Here is a 20,159-nt window from a genome sequence, read left to right on the forward strand (position 1 = left end):
TGAAGTGAACAACGTGAAAACAGATATTTTTCCAATGAACTATTTCAAAAGCATCTTTACTCCAATACGGGCATTTATAGGTAGAAAAAAGTTAAATTGGTTTCAAATTATTGTCGTTCTACTATTTCTGAATGCTTTAATGATGATTCCATTATCACTAAATTTAGCCAATTTGGAGTCGTATCCTGTAGAAGAGACATATCCAAATGCATTTGCATTGGTAGATGAATCAGTATTACAGGAACTGGAAGGTGTGGAATATTCACAAGGAACATTAACATTACCAGACAGTTTCTATATGGAAACGGAGAATGGTATAGTTGGGGGAAATTTATCGGACTCTGAAGAGAAAACCGCGTTGCAAGCAGAAAATGCACTTTTACTTCAACAAAAGAAGTTAATTATTAAGGAAAATGATAATCCAGTTGCAAGAGTAGCTTATACGACAGACTTTTCTATTGAAGATGTAGCTACTGTTGAAGAGATGAAAAAAGAATTATCTCGTCAGTGGTTTATACAAAATAAAAGCTTTATTGTAGGGAGCTTGCTTTTCTCATTATCGATTCTATTATTTGTCAGTCTTGTCGTTATTAGTTTAGGTTCTGCTTTATTTGTCCTCCTTACGAAGAGAGGACAAGTTTCTACGATTCGAACGTATAAAGAATCCGTTAATTTAGTTTTAAATGCACTTGGCTTACCTACTCTAATTGCTATGTTACTAGGCATAATCCAGTTCAATATTATAACGATGATTATGATACAAACGTTTGGCTTTATTATGATGTTACTACTCATATTTATGAAAACACGGTTCAGTGATGACATTGTCGAAGAGCTGACCAATGTTGACGATAAACAGGGAAATAAGAGATAGATAGGAACTGGACGATGAGAATGGGACATAACTCAATTAGAGGTAGTAAATAACGAACAATATCCGGGGCGGGTTAGATGCATTAAAATTCAATGTTCGGTTTTACCTTTAGTATTGTCCCATCTTCCCTTACTAGGCAGCAAGAAATGATGAACAAGGAGAGTTATTATGAACAAAGTATGGTGGAAAGAAGCAGTAGCTTACCAAGTTTATCCGCGTAGTTTCATGGATTCCAATGGAGATGGTATTGGCGATATTCAAGGTGTCATCTCCAAATTAGACTACTTAAAAGAATTAGGAATAGATGTAATTTGGCTGAGTCCAGTCTATAAATCTCCTAATGATGATAATGGCTATGATATTAGTGATTACCAAGATATTATGGATGAGTTTGGAACAATGGAAGATTTCGATGTCCTTCTTGCTGAAGTACATCGTCGAGGTATGAAATTAATAATGGATTTAGTTATTAATCATACATCAGATGAACATCCATGGTTTATTGAATCTCGTAAATCAAAAGATAATCCGTACAGAGATTACTATATTTGGCATCCAGGAAAAGATGGGAAAGAACCAAATAATTGGGAATCCATCTTTGGTGGTTCCGCATGGAAATATGACGAGAAAACGAATGAATACTTTATGCACGTTTTTTCTAGTAAACAACCAGATCTAAACTGGGAAAATCCTGATGTACGTCATGACTTGTACAAAATGGTTAACTGGTGGCTTGATAAAGGAATAGATGGGTTCCGTGTAGATGCAATTTCTCATATCAAAAAAGTTCCTGGTTTTCCAGACATGCCAAATCCGGACAATTTGAAATATGTTCCATCTTATGAGGGACATATGAATCGTGATGGAATCCATGTCTTCCTTGAGGAATTAAAACAAAATACATTTGCGAAATATGACATTATGACAGTAGGAGAAGCAAATGGTGTTAGCCTAGAACAAGCTGATGAATGGGTTGGAGAACAGAATGGCAAGTTCAATATGATTTTCCAATTTGAACATTTAGGTCTTTGGAGAAAAGAGAAAGAAACAGGTATTGATTTACCAGCATTGAAAAAGACATTGACGAAGTGGCAAAAGGGATTAAATGGTATTGGCTGGAATGCATTATTCTTAGAAAACCATGACCAACCACGATCTGTTTCCACTTGGGGAAATGATAAAGAATATCGTGTTGAATCTGCTAAAGCATTAGCAACGATGTACTTTTTAATGCATGGAACACCATTTATTTATCAAGGGCAAGAAATTGGAATGACGAATGTTCAATTTCCTTCTATTGAAGATTATGATGACGTTGGAATGAGAAATTATTATTATAATGAACTAGAAAAGGGAACACCAGTTGAAGAAATTATGGAAGTAATTTGGAAGACAGGTCGGGACAATTCTAGAACACCAATGCAATGGTCAACAGAGAAAAATGCTGGATTTAGTACAGGTAATCCGTGGATGAAAGTTAATCCGAATTATACGGAAATTAATGTAGAAGCAGAAATGAAGAATCCACATTCTATCTATCATTATTATAAAAAGCTTATACAACTACGTAAAGAATCGGATGTTCTTGTATATGGTAGCTATGATATTACGATGGAAGACCACGAGCAGATTTATGCATATACAAGAAAGCTCGGTGATGAGATATTCTTAATTGTGACGAATCTGTTTGCAAAAGAAGCACAGTTTTCACTTCCAGAAGAATTAAATATTTTAAGTAAGGAATTGCTGCTTAGCAACTACGAAAGTTATGAAGAAAATAAATTAAATTCGTATGAAGCTCGGGTGTATCGATTAACTAATAGTACTCGTTCATAAATGTACTAGTTTTTCATATGGAAAATGTATCTAATGATAATAGTGAATATTTCAAACTAATTAATGTGCTGGTAAAATAGTCATAGATAACTCTAAAGCGAATGCAACTATAAATATCAAATATTACACAATTCAAGTAAAGTAGAGGTGGGATTATGGTAACGATAAAAGATGTAGCGAAGATTAGTGGGGTTTCCCCCTCTACTGTATCCCGTGTGATTGCAAACAATCCTAGGATTAGTGAAGAAACGAAGAAAAAAGTCCGAAAAGCAATGAAAGAACTAGGTTATCATCCGAATGTAAATGCTAGAAATCTAGTTGCCAAGTCGACAAAAGCGGTTGGAGTAATTATGCCATCTTCTACAAACACCGCCTTACAAAATCCATTTTTTCCAGAGATTTTACGTGGGATTGGCTCTGTTATCCATGATGCGCAATATTCAATGTATCTATCCACTGGTGAAACAGAGGAAGAGATTTTTAAGGAAGTACAGCGTTTAGTGTATGGGAGTTATGTTAGTGGAGTTATTCTTCTTTACTCTCGTATCAACGATAAAGTAACTGATTTCCTAAGAGAACAAGATTTCCCATTTATTATTGTTGGAAAGCCATATGATTATGAAACTGAAATCTCGCATGTAGATAATGATAACTTTAAAGCTGGTAAAGAGATTACTAATCATTTAATTAATATGGGACATAGTCGAATCGGATTTATTGGTGGTTCGCGGGATTTGTTTGTAACACGTGATCGTGAAAATGGTTATTTAGCTGCTTTGGATGAAGCCGGTATAGAACATCGTGAAGAGTATAAAATCCACACAGAATTTCTAAAATCTGGTGGTCGAGAAGCGGTAGAACATCTCATGTCATTAGACACTTTACCGACGGGATTAGTGGTGAGTGATGACCTTATTAGTCTCGGTATATTAAGCATGCTTGAGGAATACGGGATTCGTGTACCTCAAGATATCTCACTAGTTAGTTTTAATAATGTATACTTATCAGAGATTACTAGACCGGCACTGACGACGGTAGATATTCAAATCTATGAATTAGGTGCTCAGTCTGCAAAAGCGTTAATTGAAAAAACGCAGAATAAAAATGAACCAACGAAACGGATTATTATCCCTTATAAAATTGTATATCGAGATTCAGTAAGTAAATGTTGAAAGGAGCCTTAGGGCTTCTTTTTTTGTATTAGTAAACATATTTCCCAAATGTAATGATATAGATAAGCGTAAGCATTAAAATAATATTACGATATTTTTAACTTTTTTTGAATAAATATTTCACTTTGATATTAAATATGTTAGTATTTCAATTAAAGCTTGTACGAGAGAAAGTGAAGATTTATTAATGTTATTTGTAAGCGTTAACATTAAATTGTGCAATAAAAGGAGGTCAACAAATGAAATTAAATTTCATAGGTGATACCACTGAACTAGCGGAAGGAATTAAAATTCTAGAGAAAGAATTGCATTTTGAACAATCAACTAAGGGCTTCCCTATATACATAACTAATCGGGCAGGATCCATCGAAGTGAATTGTGAACAGGATCATGGGGTAATAAAGTATGAAGAAAAAATTCACTTTTTTCGCGCATTAGGTCTATGGCTAGAAAACTATCAAACAATGGAAAATTTTCATTTAGTTGAAGATCCAAAGTTTTCCATGACTGGTGTGATGCTTGATTCATCTAGAAATGCAGTACTTACAGTTAATGGAATATACAGTATGCTACGAAAAATGGCTGTAATGGGTCTAAATGTACTGATGGTTTATACAGAAGATACGTATGAAGTGAAGGAATATCCTTATTTTGGATATATGAGAGGTCGGTATACCGAGGAAGAATTACGGAATTGTGATCAATATGCAAGTAAATTAGGAATTGAGATGATTCCATGTATCCAGACGCTAGCACACTTAACAGAAGCATTGAAGTGGAATTATGCAGCAGGGATAAGAGACACTGCAGACATTCTATTGGTGGATAACCCAGATACCTATACGTTTATTGAACATCTTATTCGTGCATCTTCTAGCCCATTCCAGTCGAAACGGATTCATATAGGTATGGATGAGGCACATCAGTTAGGGTTAGGAAAATATTTAGAACAAAATGGCTATGAAGAACGATTTAATATTATGAATCGCCACTTACAAAAAGTTGTCTCTATTACGGAAAAAATGAATCTTAAACCAATGATATGGAGTGACATGTATTTCCGTCTAGGTTTAAAGACAGGTGGTTATTATGATTTAGACGCTGTTGTACCTCAAGAAGTGATGGAATCTATTCCTGATACACAGTTGGTTTACTGGGATTATTATCATACAGATGAAGAATTTTATCGTACTTTTATCCGTAAACATCAGGATTTAGGGTCAACGCCAGTCTTTGCTGGTGGAGTTTGGATATGGAATGGTATTTCACCAAACTACGGAAAAGCATTAGCTACAACGGAAGCAGCCTTAACAGCGTGTAAAAAAGAAGGAGTTCAAGAAGTGTTTGCAACAATGTGGGGTGATAATGGAGCGGAAACCCCTTTAACGACATCACTTCCAGTCCTACAGTATTTTGCAGAGCATGCATATCATGAAAAGGTAACAAAAGAGCAACTTGAAAAACGTTTTTACTACTGTACAGGTGGTAATTTTTCTGACTTTATGATTTTAAATAAGTTTGATGAAACGCCAGGAGTTTCTAAAAATAACTTGCATGAATCAAATCCATCCAAGTTTTTACTTTGGCAAGATCCATTGATTGGCCTATATGATGAAAATATTAAAGGACTAGAATTAAATTCCCATTATCAAAATTTAATATCACAACTTGATACTGTGCAACAACAGTCATCGAATGAATGGAGTGAGATGTTCGCATTTTATCAGCAGTTGGCAGTAGTTTTAAGTAGTAAGGCTGAACTGGGAATTCAGATAAAACACGCCTATGATAATAAGGAGAAGGGTGTTCTAAATCAACTCGTGAAACAAATTACTCTTCTTAGAGATAATGTCAATACATTAAGAAAAAGTCATCGCACCCTTTGGTTCAATATGTACAAAGCATTTGGATGGGAAGTGCTAGAAATCCGCTATGGGGGACTAATTGCACGTTTGGAAACAACAGAATATCGCCTACAAGAATGGCTTGTTGGAAAAGTTACTAGAATTGAAGAATTGGAAGAAGAAAGATTACCTTTTGAAGGACCATACCCGATGCCTAAGGTATCGCTAGGTAGAAATATTTATAGAAGAATAGTTACAGCTAGCAATTTAACTTAATTGTTTAAGGAATGAATCTGCTCGAATTGAAATAAAATAACATAATTTTAAATATTTTTTTAAATTATTATTTCATAAATAGAAGTATTATGATATATTTATCATATCATCATACAAATACCTAGATTGCTATATACTAGGTATATTTTTTAAGACAAATGTGTAAGCGTTATCAATAAACTGAGTTGTAAGGAGAGATTTTACTATGGAAAAAAAGAAACACTTAGTAGTTGTAGGAGCACACTGTGGTGATGCTGAAATCCAAGCAGGTGCAATCGCACATAAATATGCAAAAGCTGGTTGGGATGTTACCTTTTTACATTTAACTGCAGGTGAAAAAGGAAATCCTCCAAATGTTTCTGTTGAAGATTATGCAAAACAGAAGAAGCAAGAAGCAGAAAAAGTAGCAGAAATATTAGGTGGAAAAAGTATTACATTAGATTATAAAGATGCAGAATTGACATTTAATGATGAAATTATTACCCATGTTGCTACATTAATGCGAAAACTGAAGCCAACAGTCGTAATTACGCATTGGGTAAATAGTATTCACCCTGATCACGCGCTTTGTCCAAGAATTGTACAAGCTGCACAACTTAAAGCAGGTCTTCCTGGTTTCGACTTAGATGGATTAGCACCACACTTCTATCCGTTCTATCATAGTGAGAATTGGGAGGATATGGAAGGATACGAGCCTGATATATTTGTAGATGTATCGGAAGAATTTGACACGTACTTAGAAGCACTTTCAAATTATTGGTTTATCATGAATTCTTCTTCATTCCGTTATTACGATTATTATAAAGCACTTGGGACAGTTAGAGGCTGTGTAAGTCGGGCAACATATGCGCAAACATTGAAGTTTCCTGTCGGTGGAAATGTTCGTAGAGGAAATGGTATCCCTGGTCACGAATTGCCAGTTTAATTCCCAGGAAAGAGGTGTAATTGTGGTAGATAGTGGTTTAAAGAAAAAGATTGGAAGATTACTAGTAATAGGTTTTCCTGATAAGCAAGTTCCAGATTATGTGAGAGAAATGATTCATAATTACCATATTGGTGGAATTATTCTTTTTGGACGAAACATTGGTACACCCGAGGAAATTCTAGCCTTAACGACCGATTTACAATCAGAGGCTAAGAAAGCTGAATATGAACACCCACTTCTAATCTGTGTGGATCAAGAAAATGGAGTGGTTCGTCGTTTAGGGGAAGGTGCTACAATTTTCCCTGGTGCTATGACTTTAGGAGCATCAGGTAACCCTGAAAATGCGTACCAAATTGGTCTTGCAACTGGAAAAGAGCTAAAGGCATTAGGAATAAATTGGAATCTTGCACCAGTTTTAGATGTGAACAATAATCCTGATAACCCTGTAATAGGTGTAAGGTCCTTTGGAGAATCTGCTGAAATGGTTGCAAAATTAGGCGGAGAAATGATGAAGGGGATGCAAGACGCCGGAGTTATTACGACACTTAAACATTTTCCAGGCCATGGTGATACAAATGTTGATTCCCATTTGGACCTTCCAATTATCACACATAGTAAAGAACGTTTGGACAAGATAGAATTGTTACCTTTCAAGAAGAATATTGAAGCTGGTGCCGATACTGTTATGACAGCTCATGTATACTTTCCATCTATTGAAACTACGCCAGGAATCCCTGCAACCCGTTCTAAAAAAGTTATTACTGGTTTGTTAAGAGAGGAGTTAGGATTCAACGGAGTCGTAACAACAGACTGCATGGAAATGAATGCGATTGCAAACGGTGTTGGTACTGAACGTGGTGGTGTTGAGGCTGTTAAATCTGGTGTTGACCTAGTGATGATTTCTCACACGCCATCTAAGCAGATTAATACGATAAAAGAAATTGAACATGCTGTAAATTCCGGTGAGATAGATGAAGAACTAATCAATCAATCCAATCAACGAATTGCGGCGTTAAAAGAAAAATATTTAAGCTGGGATGAAATTTCACTAAACAAAGAAATAGTTGTTCCAAGTATTGTTGGCAATAAACAGCATGAAGAACTTGCTCATGAAGTCTACAAACAAAGTGTGACAATTGTAGTTAATGATAATGTATTACCTGTTTCATTAAATGAGAATCAAAGAGTGTTAGTTGTATGCCCTGATAACGGAACAACAATGCAGGTAGAGGATAAGCGTTATGCAACCCTTTCATTGGATGAAGCAATAAAATACTATCATAAAAAAACAGATGTTTACTACTTTTCGAAAGCCATTACAGACAATGAAATAACGTCTATTTTGGATAAAGCACAGCAATATGATTTTATTATTGTTGGTACGTTAACGATTATGAATGGTAGTAAACAAATATCATTGATCGAAGGACTGAATAAGCTTAACTTGCCTTATGCAGTTATTGCGATGAGAAGTCCTTATGACCTTAATTTTTTACCTAGAGTTCCAGTTTACATTAGTACGTACGAGTTTACTTTTCCGGTACTCAAGGTTGCGGCTGGAGCAATCTTCGGTAAGGAAGATGTTAGTGGAAAATTACCAGTAACATTAACCTCGAAAAAATAATAAACCAAGAGCTTCAACTTCTAAAAGAAAGGGGTTGTATTAACATTGGCAAAGACTTTGTCTGAAAATCCCCCCAAGAAAAAGGGAACAAACTGGAGAAAAATAAAAATAAATTGGCAGCTATATGTGCTTCTAGCACCAGGACTAATTTATTTTCTAGTATTCAAATATTACCCAATGTATGGTGTGCAAATTGCATTTAAAGATTTCAGGGCTGTAGACGGAATATTTGGCAGTGCATGGGTAGGTTTTGATCATTTCATACGTTTCTTTGATTCCTATTATTTTTGGGACCTAATTAAAAATACGTTAGGAATTAACTTATACGCATTAGCCCTATTCCCAATATCTATTATTGTTGCCCTGTCACTTAATGAATTAAGAGATGGAAAATTTAAGAAAACTGCACAAACAATAACATATGCACCACATTTTATATCTGTTGTTGTATTTGTAGGTATGATTATTGCATTCTTAGATCCGGCAACAGGTATTATCAATAACTTTATACAGTTTCTTGGCTTTGAACCAATTAGTTTTATGACCGAACCTGGATGGTTTAAGACTATTTTCGTTTGGTCCAATGAATGGCAAAATTTAGGTTGGGGAGCCATTATTTATTTGGCTGCATTAGCAGGTGTTGACCCACAACTACATGAAGCAGCAAAAGTTGATGGGGCAACCAGACTCCAGCGAATATGGCATATAAATCTTCCAAGTATCATGCCAACTATCATAATTTTACTTATTCTAAACATGGGAAATATGATGTCAATTGGTTTTGAAAAAATCTTACTTATGCAAAATGAGTTAAACCTAGAGTCATCCCAAGTTATTCAAACCTATGTATATGAAGCGGGTCTATTACACGGACAGTATAGTTATTCAACAGCAGTAGGTTTATTTAATTCAGTTATTAACTTTGCAATCTTAATTTTCTTCAACCGATTAGCAAGAAGAACGGGTACAAGCTTATGGTAAAGGAGTATCCATTATGAGCATAAAACCAGCAAAATCAGATAGAATTTTTGACTTTTTTAATAAGTTATTAGTTTGGTTCTTTATTGTGATAATTTCATATCCGCTAATTTATATAATCAGTGCATCCATTAGTGATCCAGCATATGTAAACTCTGGTCAAATGTGGTTATTTCCAAAGGGAATTACATTTGAAGGATTCGAGCGGGTATTTCAAAGCAATGAAATTTGGCTAGGTTATCGAAATACTATCTTTTACACCTTATTGGGTACATTTATTAATCTAGCAATAACGTTACCAATGGCATATGCCTTATCAAGGAGCGATTTAATTGGTAAAAAGGCTATTATGGCTTTGCTAGTATTTACAATGTTCTTTGATGGTGGATTAATTCCAACGTACTTATTAATTCGTGATTTAGGAATGATTAACACGGTGTGGGCAATGGTAATTCCTAGTGCAGCTGCAATGTGGAATATTATTGTTACGATGACATTTTTCAAAGTTAGTATACCGAAAGGGTTGGAAGAAGCAGCGGAGATTGACGGTGCTTCTCAAATTAGAACCTTCTTCCAAATTGTTATTCCTTTATCCGCACCAATTATTGCAGTAATGGCACTATTTTATGGAGTTGGACATTGGAACCAGTACTTTGGAGCTTTAATTTATTTACAAGATAGAGAATTATTCCCTCTACAGTTATTCTTAAGGGAAATATTAGTACAACAGCAAATCACAGCTGAATTAATGCAGCAAAGTGGTACAGCTGCTGCAATTAGTGAACACGCTAAAATAGCAGATATCATTAAATATGCAGTAATGATTGTGTCTGCAGCACCACTTCTAATAGTGTATCCATTCTTACAACGTTTCTTTATTAAAGGTGTAATGATTGGATCACTTAAAGAATAGAATCTAGATTTTTTAGTGGGGGAATTACTCTAGGCTATTTTGAAGTTGTAATACCCCGGCTTAAATTCAACTCGTTCTAGGGAGGTGACTGTTTATTTAGCTTGCCAAGTCTTTATTAACTTTTATAAAAATAAGGGGAGATTAGAAGTGAAATTGAAAAAAAGCTTGTTAATGATGGTAATACTGCTTATTGCTGCAGTCGTAATTGTAGGATGCTCTAATAAAGATGATAAAAATAATGCTTCAACAAGTGAACCTGATGATAACTTCAATCCAACTGGGTATCCAATCGTAGATGAGCCGATTACATTGGAAATTATGGGTAAAAGTTCGCCAGTACAACCTGAATGGGGCGAAATGGGATTCTTCCAAGAGATGGAAGAAAAAACGAATATTAAATTAAAATATAGAACAGCTGCTGCGGATGACTTCACTCAAAATAAACAATTAGCATTTGCAAGTTTGGATTTACCAGACTTTTTCTATGGTGGAGAGTTAACTGCTAGTGAAGAATCTGATTATGGTTCACAAGGTCTATTAATACCATTAGAAGACCTAATTGAGGAGTATGCACCAAACTTTAAGAAGCTAATGGATGAAAATCCAAACCTTGCTGCTTCTATTACAACTCCGGATGGTCATATTTATGCACTACCAGGTATAGATGAATCTGTAACATCCAAAACACCTATTATGTGGATGAACGGTCCTTGGTTAGACGAACTTGGTCTTGATAAACCGGAAACAATGGATGATTTCTATGAAATGTTAAAAGCATTTAAAGAAGAAGATCCAGGAAATGTTGGAGATGTTATTCCACTAACAGCTAATGCTCCAGCAGATCTAAGAGTTGGTTTATTACCTAACTTTGGTATTGTTCAAAGTGATGGAATTTATGAAGAAGACGGCGAAGTAAAATATGCCTGGGTACAGGATGAGTATAAAGAATACCTTAAGTTTTTAAATAAATTATATGAAGAACAATTATTAGATAATGAAATGTTCTCTCATACATGGGAACAATTTGTAGCTAAAGGTAGCCGTACGGGTATCTTCTCAACTTGGCCAATTGTTCAAGTAGGATTTGAAGATCCATCAGATGCTTTAAATTACCCTGTGTTACCTCCAATGACTAGCTCAACTAACGATGAAAAACTAACTATTTTAATGAGTGAAATTCGTAGAGGTAGAGCAGCAATTACTAGTGAAAATGAACACCCAGAAGCAACATTACGCTGGATTGATCATGCTTATTCAGAAGAAGGAACGATGCTTTCCCGTTTAGGAATTGAAGGTAAGACTTATGAGTGGAATGAAGACAACCAATGGGTTCTTCTTTCAGAAGATGGTTTAAGTACAACAGAAACAAATGCAAAACATGCACCTGGTGTTGGAACAAACGTACCAATGAACTTAACTGAAGAATTCTTTGCCCAAGAGGGTGGAAACCCAGCTATTCTTGAAATCTATGATTGGGTTTCAGAAGAATTAATCCCATATGCAAGATTACCATATCCACAAGTGTACTTTACAGAAGATGAACAACAAAAAATTAATATTGTAAAACCTGATATTGATAGTTATTTCCAACAAATGGAGGCTAAATTCATTACCGGTGCTGAAGATATTGATGCTACTTGGGATGAATATGTAAGTACGTTAGAAAAACAAGGTATTGAAGATCTAGTTGATGCTCATCAATCAGCTTATGATCGTTGGAAAGAAGCTCAATAAAAGCTTAATAAGATTAGAACAGCCTGGTCTTCCAGGCTGTCTCTAACTACAGCTTAGACTACTAAATAATATAGAGGCGATAAAATGATGGTTTTGGAAGGAATAGTTTGGAAGTTATACGATATTTCAAGTTGGATTATGAAAATGATGTATCTTAATCTATTATGGATTGTGTTTTCACTATTAGGTCTAGTAGTGTTTGGATTTTTTCCAGCGACTTCTGCTATGTTTGCAGTTACCCGTAAATGGGTTCTAGGCGAGAAAGAAATTCCGGTTTTTCAAACGTTTTGGCAAGCGTACAAAAGTGGATTTATTCAAATGAATATTATAGGTTTTGTAATTACTATCATAGGAGCAATATTATATCTTGACTTACGTTTCTTTCAGGCATCTGAACATGTCTTACTATCTTTTTTAGCATTCTTTATTATTTTTGCTCTTTTTATATTTTTTGCGGTAGTATTATATATTTTTCCAATATATGTCCACTACAAATTTAATACTTTTGAGTATATTAAGAAGTCTATAATTATCGTAATTGGAAAACCATTGAATGCTATCATGATGATTGTTGGAAGTTATTTACTATATGTAGTATTTAGTATGATTCCTTTTCTAACATTGTTTGCAAGTGGTAGTATAGCGAGTTTGGTATTAATGTGGATTGCAATGAGGTCATTTCCTAGATATGAAGTAAAAGTGAGTGGTGTCTAATGAAACTAGGACTAGATATTTTTCTAGAGCAGGATTATAAACAATTTAAAGGGCAAAAAATTGGTCTAGTAACTAATATTACCGGTGTAAATGAACGTTTAATCCCTTCTATCGATTTATTTCATGAACATCCAGAAATAGAACTGACAGCTTTATATGCACCGGAACATGGTATTCGAGGAGATGCAAGAGAAGGAGAAAAAGTTGAATCCATGGTAGATCCTTCTACTGGTTTACCAGTCTATAGTCTATACGGGGAAACTAGAAAACCAACGAAAGAAATGCTAGAACAAGTTGATGTGCTCGTTTTTGATTTACAGGACATTGGTTCTAGATACTATACATTTATTTATACAATGGCCTATGTAATGAAGGCTTGTAAGGAACTGGGGAAGCATTTTGTTGTTTTAGATCGACCAAATCCAATTTCTGGGACAAGGATGGAAGGGAATTTGGTAGAAGATGATGTTAGATCATTTGTTGGTTTATTGCCAATTCCAAATCGTCACGGGATGACCGTCGCAGAACTTGCATTATTATTTAATAATGAGTATGGCTTTGATTGTGAATTGACCGTTGTAGCAATGCAAGGTTGGGATAGAGAGATGTACTTTGATGAAACAGGACTATTTTGGGTTCCGCCATCTCCAAATACTACAAATATGGATATGAGTATATTATATCCAGGAACCTGCTTAATAGAAGGTACAAATCTGTCTGAAGGAAGAGGAACGACAAGACCATTTGAATTCGTTGGTGCACCATTTATTAATGGTCAACATCTAGCAAAGGAATTTAATCAAAAGAATATTCCAGGTGTCATAGCTCGACCTACATCATTCATACCTTTTTATCAAAAGCATAAAGATGTACTATGTAGTGGCATACAACTTCATGTGGAGAACCGTTACAAGTTAAATTCTCTTCAAGCAGGAATTATCTTATTAGAAACCATTGCCGATATGTATCCCAATGATTTCGAATTTATTAGCAACGTCAATGACAAATATTTCTTCGATTTATTAGCGGGTACGAAATCATTAAGGAATCATATCTTGCAAAGAACGTCTAATGATTTTATTGAATCTTGTCATGATAGTTTAGAAGTTTTTCGAAAATTAAAAGAACCTTATCTCTTATACAAATAGGATGGATAATAAATGAATAATTTAACAACTTTGACGACAGAAATGCGTAATCAAAATACGATGACTATTGATAGTATGTCAACAGCTGAAATACTTACAACTATTAATAGGGAAGATATGACAGTCGCAAAAAGTGTACAACAGGTGCTCCCCGAAGTAGAAAAAACAGTGGAAGTTGTGTATCAACAGCTGAAGAACGGTGGAAAGTTACTTTATGTTGGTGCAGGTACAAGTGGGAGAATTGGGATTTTAGATGCAGTTGAATGTCCTCCAACGTATAGTACAGCTCCAGAAGTAGTGCAAGCTGTAATGGCAGGTGGTATTAATGCGATTGAAAAAGCTGTAGAAGGTGCCGAGGATGATGAGGACTTAGGTGCTAATGATCTAAAGGAACGTCATCTAACGAAAAACGATGTTGTCATAGGAATTGCAGCAAGCGGCAGAACCCCATATGTGATAGGTGCATTAAAATATGCGAAGCAAATTGGGGCAACTACAATAAGTCTTGCTAGCAATAAGAATGCTGTTATTAGTCAGTATGCAGATATAAAAATTGAAGTTGTGACTGGTCCAGAGATACTAACCGGTTCAACAAGAATGAAGGCTGCTACTGCTCATAAGATGATTCTAAATATGATAACTACAACAGCGATGATAAAAATCGGAAAAGTCTATGAAAATCTAATGGTAGATTTAAAGGTAAGTAATCATAAACTAAAGGAACGTGCTAAAAATATTGTTTCTACTATTACAGAAACATCCTATGAAACTGCTACAACAATACTAGAAGAAACAAATTATGAGGTAAAACCAGCCATTGTCATGATTAGAACAGGTGTCACACTAGAAGAGGCAAAGAAATATATTCAACAAGCAGATGGCTTTGTACGTGTGGCAATAGAATTAGCGACTAAGGGAGGAAAATAATCATGGTTACTTATAGACATTATAAATCTGGTGATGAAGAACAAATTGTAACATTATGGAATAACACATTATGGAAAGATCCGATTACTGCTAAACGTTTCCGTAATCTAGTATTATTAGATGTCAATTTTGATCCGGAAGGTTTACGAGTAGCAATTGACGGAAAGAAAATTGTTGGAGTAGTGTATGCAGTACGCAGACTATTACCAATGTATGGAACGGATTTAGAGCCAGATAATGGTTGGATTCCATTCTTTTTCGTTGATGAGCACTATCGTAATTCCGGTGTTGGTACAAAATTAATGGAAGATGCCATTCAGTTCCTAAAGGAAAATGGTCGTAAACATGTTTTCTTCGCTTCTTATGCACCAAATTATATTATGCCAGGAATTGATGAGGCTGCATATCCAGAGGCATATCATTATTTGCTAGCTCAAGGATTTACAAAGCTATATTCACCAATCGCGATGGACCGCAATATTGTAGATTTTAAATTAACGGATGACATAAAAGAATTAGTAAAACAGCGCGAACTAGAAGGTTACACATTTACTACTGCTGAGGATAAAGATTTATATGATGTAATTAAGTTTGCAAACGAAAAGTTTAATCCAGATTGGGGTAGAGCAATTAGAGAAGGAGTTCTACAGGGATTACCAATGGAGAGAATTCTAGTGGCAAGACAAGAAGAACAAGTAGTAGGCTTTTGTATTTATGGTGGATATGAAGGGGTACCAGATCGCTTTGGGCCTTTCGGAGTAGACCCTGAACAGCAAGGTAAAAAATTAGGGAAAATTCTACTAAACTTATGTTTACATCAAATGAAAGCAGAAAGTCTACATGGAGCATGGTTTTTATGGACCGGTGAGAAAACAAGTGCAGGGTATTTGTATAAGAAAACAGGTTTCGAAATTACTCGTACTTTCCATGTTATGAAAAAGGATATTTAATATAGAACAACAAGCACTAATATTGCATTCATAGTGCTGATTGTTAGGGTGGTAATAGAATGAATTATGTTATTGGAATTGATGGTGGTGGGACTAAAACACAAGTAGTTCTAGTAGATCTAAATGGAAAAGTGTTGCTAAATACTACGTATGGTTCCACCAATCCAAATGCAGTAACAAAGCAAGAATTAAATGACACCTTTCAAGCAATCTTTCAAGAGATGGAAGAAAACATTCCTGGAAGTCTTGAAATGGTGAGTAGTATTTTTGCTGGGGTTTCAGGTGCAGGAAGTAAAGCATCAGCATCTCTTTTAACTGAAATAATTGCACCATTCTTTTCTTTGAATACAAAGATAACGGTAGTTCCAGACTCCATCAATGCGCTCTATTCAGGAACATTTGGTATGCCAGGAATTGTGCAGATCTCTGGAACTGGTTCCATAACTTACGGAATAAACGAAAGACAAGAGCAGGGGCGTGTAGGAGGATGGGGTTATCTGCTTGGAGATGAAGGAAGCGGTTATGATGTTGGTAAACATGGAATTCAAGCGGTATTAAAATTTCTTGATGGACGTGGACCTGAAACAATGTTGAAAAATATGCTTTTTAAATTATATACGATAAGTTCAGGCAGAGAACTTATCGATAAAATTTACTATTCTGATAATCCACGACTAGAAATCTCTCGAATTTCAAAATTAGTTTTTCAAGCATTTGAAAAAGAAGACACCGTGGCTATGACTATTCTGAGACAAGTAGCTCATGATATTGCACAAAGTATTATGACACTTGACCAGAAGCTTTTTAATAAAACGGAAAAGGTAACCGTCGTTCTTTGCGGTGGATTATTTTCAAACCCAACAATTCTTCCAGTGTTACTTCGAGATGCACTGATAAATTATCCCAAAAGAATGTCTCTTATTATTCCAGAATTTCCGCCAGTAGTTGGCTCGGTAGTTGGAGCCTATTTGGCAATAGATTGTGCTGTAACAGAAGATGTTAAATTGAATCTGCGTAGTTCGTTTATCAATTATAAATAAGGTAGGTGATTAGCGCATGTCCCATTTAAAAGGCGGATTAACTATCATAAAAGAAATGGTAGATACCCTACCGAAGTCAGAAAGGAAAATTGCGCAATTCATTCTAGAACAGCCGAAAGAAGCAGTATTATTAACGGCACAAGCTCTAGGGAGTGAAAGCCAAACAAGTGGGGCAGCAGTTATACGCCTCTGCAAATCATTAGGATTTAGTGGCTTTCAAGAATTAAAGCTACGTGTAGCAGGAGATCTCCAAGAGAAAAGCAGTCCTGGATTTCGTGATATTGAACCTAATGAAGATTATAATCAAATCATTGAAAAAGTTACGGCGAACACGATGCAATCCATTAAAGATACAGCAAATATGGTGAATATTCCACGATTAAGGGAAGCAGTAGAAACATTAATTCATGCTGATTCGATTACATTTATTGGTTTCGGTGCTTCCTTTATTACAGCGAAGGATGCAGAACAAAAGTTTATACGAATTAATAAACATGTTCATGCCTATTCCGATTTACATATCGCTTCCACTGCTATTGCAAACAAGGGGCCAAATGATGTTGTTGTCGGCATTTCTTTTTCGGGGGATACGATTGAAGTTACTAAATTATTAGATCTCGCTAAAAAGAAAAATGCTAAAACAATCAGCATTACTAAATATGGACATACTACGTTAACAAGTTATGCCGATATTAATTTATTTACTTCATCTGCAAAAGAAGCTGTCATGCGGAGTGGTGCTACATCTTCTAGAATTGCACAACTTCACTTAATCGATATTTTGTTTATGTGTGTAGCTTCCGAAGAATATGAGAAAACTGTAGAACGACTAGATGCAACCAGGGAGGCAATCGAGTATTTTAAAGGGCAGATGAATTTGAAAAGTAAATAATCTAATGAGAAATCCTGATATTGAAACGCTTTTTTGGTAAAGGTTTTTATCAGGATTTTTTACTTGTTCATATATTTGCCATAGATGAACAAACATACTTGTTAGAATGTTGTAAATGATAATCGTTATCATTTAAAATAGAGAGGAGGAAAGAAGTTAAGAGGAGGGATTTGACGTGAGTAATTTTTTAGTGCTTTATGCTAGTGCATCAGGAAATACAGAAATAATGGCTGAAGTAATGGCTACCTATCTCAAGAAGCTTCAACATCAAGTGACCATGAAGAACTTTGATTTTGATCAAATTACTATAGAGGAATTAAATGATTATGATGCTACTTTAATCGGGGTCTACACCTATGACTTTGGAGAAATCCCTTTTGAAGTGGAGTTTTTTTATGATGAGTTGGACATGAGTGATATAAGTGGAAGCATCTGTGGCGTCTTCGGGGCAGGAGATTCTGCTTACGGAGATACATTTGGAATGGCTGTGGACTTAATGTATGAAAAGTTAGAGGAATGCGGTGCTCAACTTCATCCAACAAGATTAAAAGTAGATTTAACACCAGAGAAGGAAGATATAGAAAATTGTGAAGTGCTAGCTGAAGGAATAGCGCAACTAGTAGAGGAGAAAGCAGTTAAAGCTTTGAGATAAATTGTATTTACACGGTTAGTCATATGTTGGAATTTGGGTAAAGTGTTCTCGATGTTCACTATATGTACGTGATGTATGATTGGAGGAGAGCCTGTATGAATACTAGCTCTCCTTTCTAGGCTGTGTTTCATCCCCTTAAACAACAAAATTCTACGCACACCTCTCCTATTCATAGTTTCAAAAAGTAATTCCATTGATATGAAATAATAAACCGAATATTAATATGAATATATGAATTATCATTTCAATTCTTGTGTAATCATGTATAATAATAATAGGTTTGATTAAATAGTAATCTACTAATTAGATGTATATTAAATAGCAATAATTGCTTCTTTTATTCGCTTATGTAAGCGGTAACAATTATTTGTGTTATAACCTGATATTTTGAGTGGAAAAAGAGTAATAAAGGTAAGTTTAAGTGATGTTACTATGTATATCTCCATAATAAAAGGAGGAGATGATATTGCATGTAGATAATGATTCCTGTTATGCAGTTGGTATTATGTCTGGAACTTCTGTGGATGGAATTGATATTGCTGTAGTACGGATTTCAGAAAAGAAAAATAAGATCAATTTAGATTTGAAGTATTTTGACACCATTCCGTACTCGACTGAAGTGAGACAGGAAATATTGGAGCTTTGTGATCCAACGAAAGCAAGAATCCAGATGATTTCTAATATGAATATGTTATTAGGGAAATTGTATGGTGAAGCAGCTTTAAAAGTAATTGCTGATGCAGAACTACTTCGACAAGATATAGCATTTATCAGTTCTCACGGCCAAACAATTTTTCACCAACCAGACGAAATGATGATTGGAGGACAACGAGTAACTTCTACATTACAAATTGGCGATATAAGTTCGATTGCTGAAGTAACTGGGATTACAACCGTAGGGGACTTTCGGACAAGAGACATGGCAGCTGGGGGGCAAGGTGCACCATTAGTCCCTTATGCTGATTATCTACTATTTCGTCATCCACTGTTCGGTAGAGTACTAGTGAATATAGGGGGAATTTCTAATCTAACCATTCTACCTGCAAATGGGGATGAGAATCAGGTGAAAGCATATGACACAGGCCCTGGGAATATGATTATGGATTACTTCGTAAAAAGGATAACTGATGGTAAGCAAACCTATGATAAAGACGGAGAATTAGCTAAGAATGGTAAGGTTGATGATGATTGGTTAGAGGAATTGTTAAACGAAACTTACTACACATTGAAACCACCAAAAACAACGGGAAGAGAATTATTTGGTGAGGAGTATGCAAGAAAGCTGTGGGAGAATGCAGAAAGGCAATCAATTAGCTTCGCAGATCGGTTGGCAACAGTGACCAAGTTAACCGCTGTAACGATAACAGATCAAATAAGGATTTACCTTGATTCTGCAAATATTCATGAAGTATATATTAGTGGTGGGGGCTGTTATAATCCAACACTAATGAACGATATTAAAAATAGCTTACCTGCTGGAGTCAAGCTTCGTAAAATGGATGAATTAGGCATACCTGCTGATGCAAAGGAAGCGATGGTTTTTGCATTACTAGGATATCAGTATTTAAATAGGAGAACGAATAACTTTCCACCGGCTACAGGTGCGAGACATAAAGTTATGATGGGAAAAGTAGCATGGGGACAGTAATTTCTTGCTAGA

17 protein-coding genes are annotated in these 20,159 nt (G+C 35.3%); all 17 read left to right on the top strand.

The annotated features are described in order from the left end of the window. Positions 1–34 precede the first annotated feature (34 nt). The 17 genes from IEV35_RS03990 (at position 35) to IEV35_RS04070 (ending at position 20,147) form a co-directional block, all read left to right on the top strand. On the top strand, positions 35–874 hold the full coding sequence (locus IEV35_RS03990; RefSeq protein ID WP_188383412.1) for a DUF1189 family protein: 840 nt from the start codon (positions 35–37) through the stop codon (positions 872–874). A 168-nt stretch (positions 875–1,042) separates the two neighbouring features. Beyond that, positions 1,043–2,710 (top strand): glycoside hydrolase family 13 protein, encoded by a 1,668-nt coding sequence (locus IEV35_RS03995; protein ID WP_188383413.1) that lies wholly within the window; start codon positions 1,043–1,045, stop codon positions 2,708–2,710. 155 nt (positions 2,711–2,865) lie between these two features. Further along, on the top strand, positions 2,866–3,882 hold the full coding sequence (locus IEV35_RS04000) for a LacI family DNA-binding transcriptional regulator (RefSeq protein ID WP_308419763.1): 1,017 nt from the start codon (positions 2,866–2,868) through the stop codon (positions 3,880–3,882). 239 nt (positions 3,883–4,121) lie between these two features. Continuing rightward, positions 4,122–6,002, top strand: coding sequence for a beta-N-acetylhexosaminidase (locus IEV35_RS04005; RefSeq protein WP_188383414.1), 1,881 nt, complete (start codon positions 4,122–4,124; stop codon positions 6,000–6,002). Between the two features lie 205 nt (positions 6,003–6,207). Then, entirely contained in the window at positions 6,208–6,927 is a 720-nt protein-coding gene (locus IEV35_RS04010; protein ID WP_188383415.1) for a PIG-L deacetylase family protein, read from the top strand. Between the two features lie 22 nt (positions 6,928–6,949). Further along, positions 6,950–8,551, top strand: a complete 1,602-nt coding sequence (nagZ, locus tag IEV35_RS04015) for a beta-N-acetylhexosaminidase (RefSeq protein WP_229740637.1) — start codon at positions 6,950–6,952, stop codon at positions 8,549–8,551. A gap of 45 nt (positions 8,552–8,596) precedes the next feature. Next, positions 8,597–9,532, top strand: a complete 936-nt coding sequence (locus tag IEV35_RS04020) for an ABC transporter permease (protein ID WP_373284687.1) — start codon at positions 8,597–8,599, stop codon at positions 9,530–9,532. 13 nt (positions 9,533–9,545) lie between these two features. Continuing rightward, complete coding sequence (locus IEV35_RS04025) at positions 9,546–10,442, top strand: carbohydrate ABC transporter permease (protein ID WP_188383417.1); 897 nt, start codon at positions 9,546–9,548, stop codon at positions 10,440–10,442. A gap of 147 nt (positions 10,443–10,589) precedes the next feature. Then, positions 10,590–12,176, top strand: a complete 1,587-nt coding sequence (locus IEV35_RS04030; protein WP_188383418.1) for an extracellular solute-binding protein — start codon at positions 10,590–10,592, stop codon at positions 12,174–12,176. 84 nt (positions 12,177–12,260) lie between these two features. Next, on the top strand, positions 12,261–12,890 hold the full coding sequence (locus IEV35_RS04035) for a YesL family protein (protein ID WP_229740638.1): 630 nt from the start codon (positions 12,261–12,263) through the stop codon (positions 12,888–12,890). Further along, complete coding sequence (locus IEV35_RS04040; protein WP_188383420.1) at positions 12,890–14,038, top strand: exo-beta-N-acetylmuramidase NamZ family protein; 1,149 nt, start codon at positions 12,890–12,892, stop codon at positions 14,036–14,038. The genes IEV35_RS04035 and IEV35_RS04040 overlap by 1 nt, the downstream gene beginning before the upstream one ends. Before the next feature lie 12 nt (positions 14,039–14,050). Next, on the top strand, positions 14,051–14,965 hold the full coding sequence (gene murQ / locus IEV35_RS04045) for an N-acetylmuramic acid 6-phosphate etherase (protein WP_188383421.1): 915 nt from the start codon (positions 14,051–14,053) through the stop codon (positions 14,963–14,965). Positions 14,966–14,967: 2 nt separating this feature from the next. Further along, positions 14,968–15,915, top strand: coding sequence for a GNAT family N-acetyltransferase (locus tag IEV35_RS04050; RefSeq protein WP_188383422.1), 948 nt, complete (start codon positions 14,968–14,970; stop codon positions 15,913–15,915). A gap of 59 nt (positions 15,916–15,974) precedes the next feature. Next, complete coding sequence (locus tag IEV35_RS04055) at positions 15,975–16,955, top strand: N-acetylglucosamine kinase (RefSeq protein WP_188383423.1); 981 nt, start codon at positions 15,975–15,977, stop codon at positions 16,953–16,955. Positions 16,956–16,971: 16 nt separating this feature from the next. Then, on the top strand, positions 16,972–17,847 hold the full coding sequence (locus IEV35_RS04060; RefSeq protein WP_188383424.1) for a MurR/RpiR family transcriptional regulator: 876 nt from the start codon (positions 16,972–16,974) through the stop codon (positions 17,845–17,847). A gap of 175 nt (positions 17,848–18,022) precedes the next feature. Further along, positions 18,023–18,499 carry a flavodoxin domain-containing protein gene (locus IEV35_RS04065; RefSeq protein WP_188383425.1) on the top strand — a complete coding sequence of 159 codons (477 nt, stop codon included), beginning with the start codon at positions 18,023–18,025 and terminating at the stop codon, positions 18,497–18,499. 466 nt (positions 18,500–18,965) lie between these two features. Beyond that, a complete protein-coding gene (locus tag IEV35_RS04070; RefSeq protein WP_229740639.1) occupies positions 18,966–20,147 on the top strand; it encodes an anhydro-N-acetylmuramic acid kinase in 1,182 nt (393 codons plus the stop codon). Positions 20,148–20,159 lie beyond the last annotated feature (12 nt).

It is taken from the genome of Ornithinibacillus halotolerans, assembly GCF_014637405.1.
GTDB classification, from domain to species: Bacteria; Bacillota; Bacilli; order Bacillales; family Amphibacillaceae; genus Ornithinibacillus; species Ornithinibacillus halotolerans.

Coding starts and splice junctions, on each gene's coding strand:
- IEV35_RS04040 (WP_188383420.1), top strand. CDS start 12,890: ATGAAACTAGGACTAGATATTTTTCTAGAGCAGGATTATAAACAATTT.
- IEV35_RS04050 (WP_188383422.1), top strand. CDS start 14,968: ATGGTTACTTATAGACATTATAAATCTGGTGATGAAGAACAAATTGTA.
- IEV35_RS04055 (WP_188383423.1), top strand. CDS start 15,975: ATGAATTATGTTATTGGAATTGATGGTGGTGGGACTAAAACACAAGTA.
- IEV35_RS04060 (WP_188383424.1), top strand. CDS start 16,972: ATGTCCCATTTAAAAGGCGGATTAACTATCATAAAAGAAATGGTAGAT.
- IEV35_RS04025 (WP_188383417.1), top strand. CDS start 9,546: ATGAGCATAAAACCAGCAAAATCAGATAGAATTTTTGACTTTTTTAAT.
- IEV35_RS04010 (WP_188383415.1), top strand. CDS start 6,208: ATGGAAAAAAAGAAACACTTAGTAGTTGTAGGAGCACACTGTGGTGAT.
- murQ (WP_188383421.1), top strand. CDS start 14,051: ATGAATAATTTAACAACTTTGACGACAGAAATGCGTAATCAAAATACG.
- IEV35_RS04005 (WP_188383414.1), top strand. CDS start 4,122: ATGAAATTAAATTTCATAGGTGATACCACTGAACTAGCGGAAGGAATT.
- IEV35_RS03990 (WP_188383412.1), top strand. CDS start 35: ATGAACTATTTCAAAAGCATCTTTACTCCAATACGGGCATTTATAGGT.
- IEV35_RS04035 (WP_229740638.1), top strand. CDS start 12,261: ATGATGGTTTTGGAAGGAATAGTTTGGAAGTTATACGATATTTCAAGT.
- IEV35_RS03995 (WP_188383413.1), top strand. CDS start 1,043: ATGAACAAAGTATGGTGGAAAGAAGCAGTAGCTTACCAAGTTTATCCG.
- IEV35_RS04000 (WP_308419763.1), top strand. CDS start 2,866: ATGGTAACGATAAAAGATGTAGCGAAGATTAGTGGGGTTTCCCCCTCT.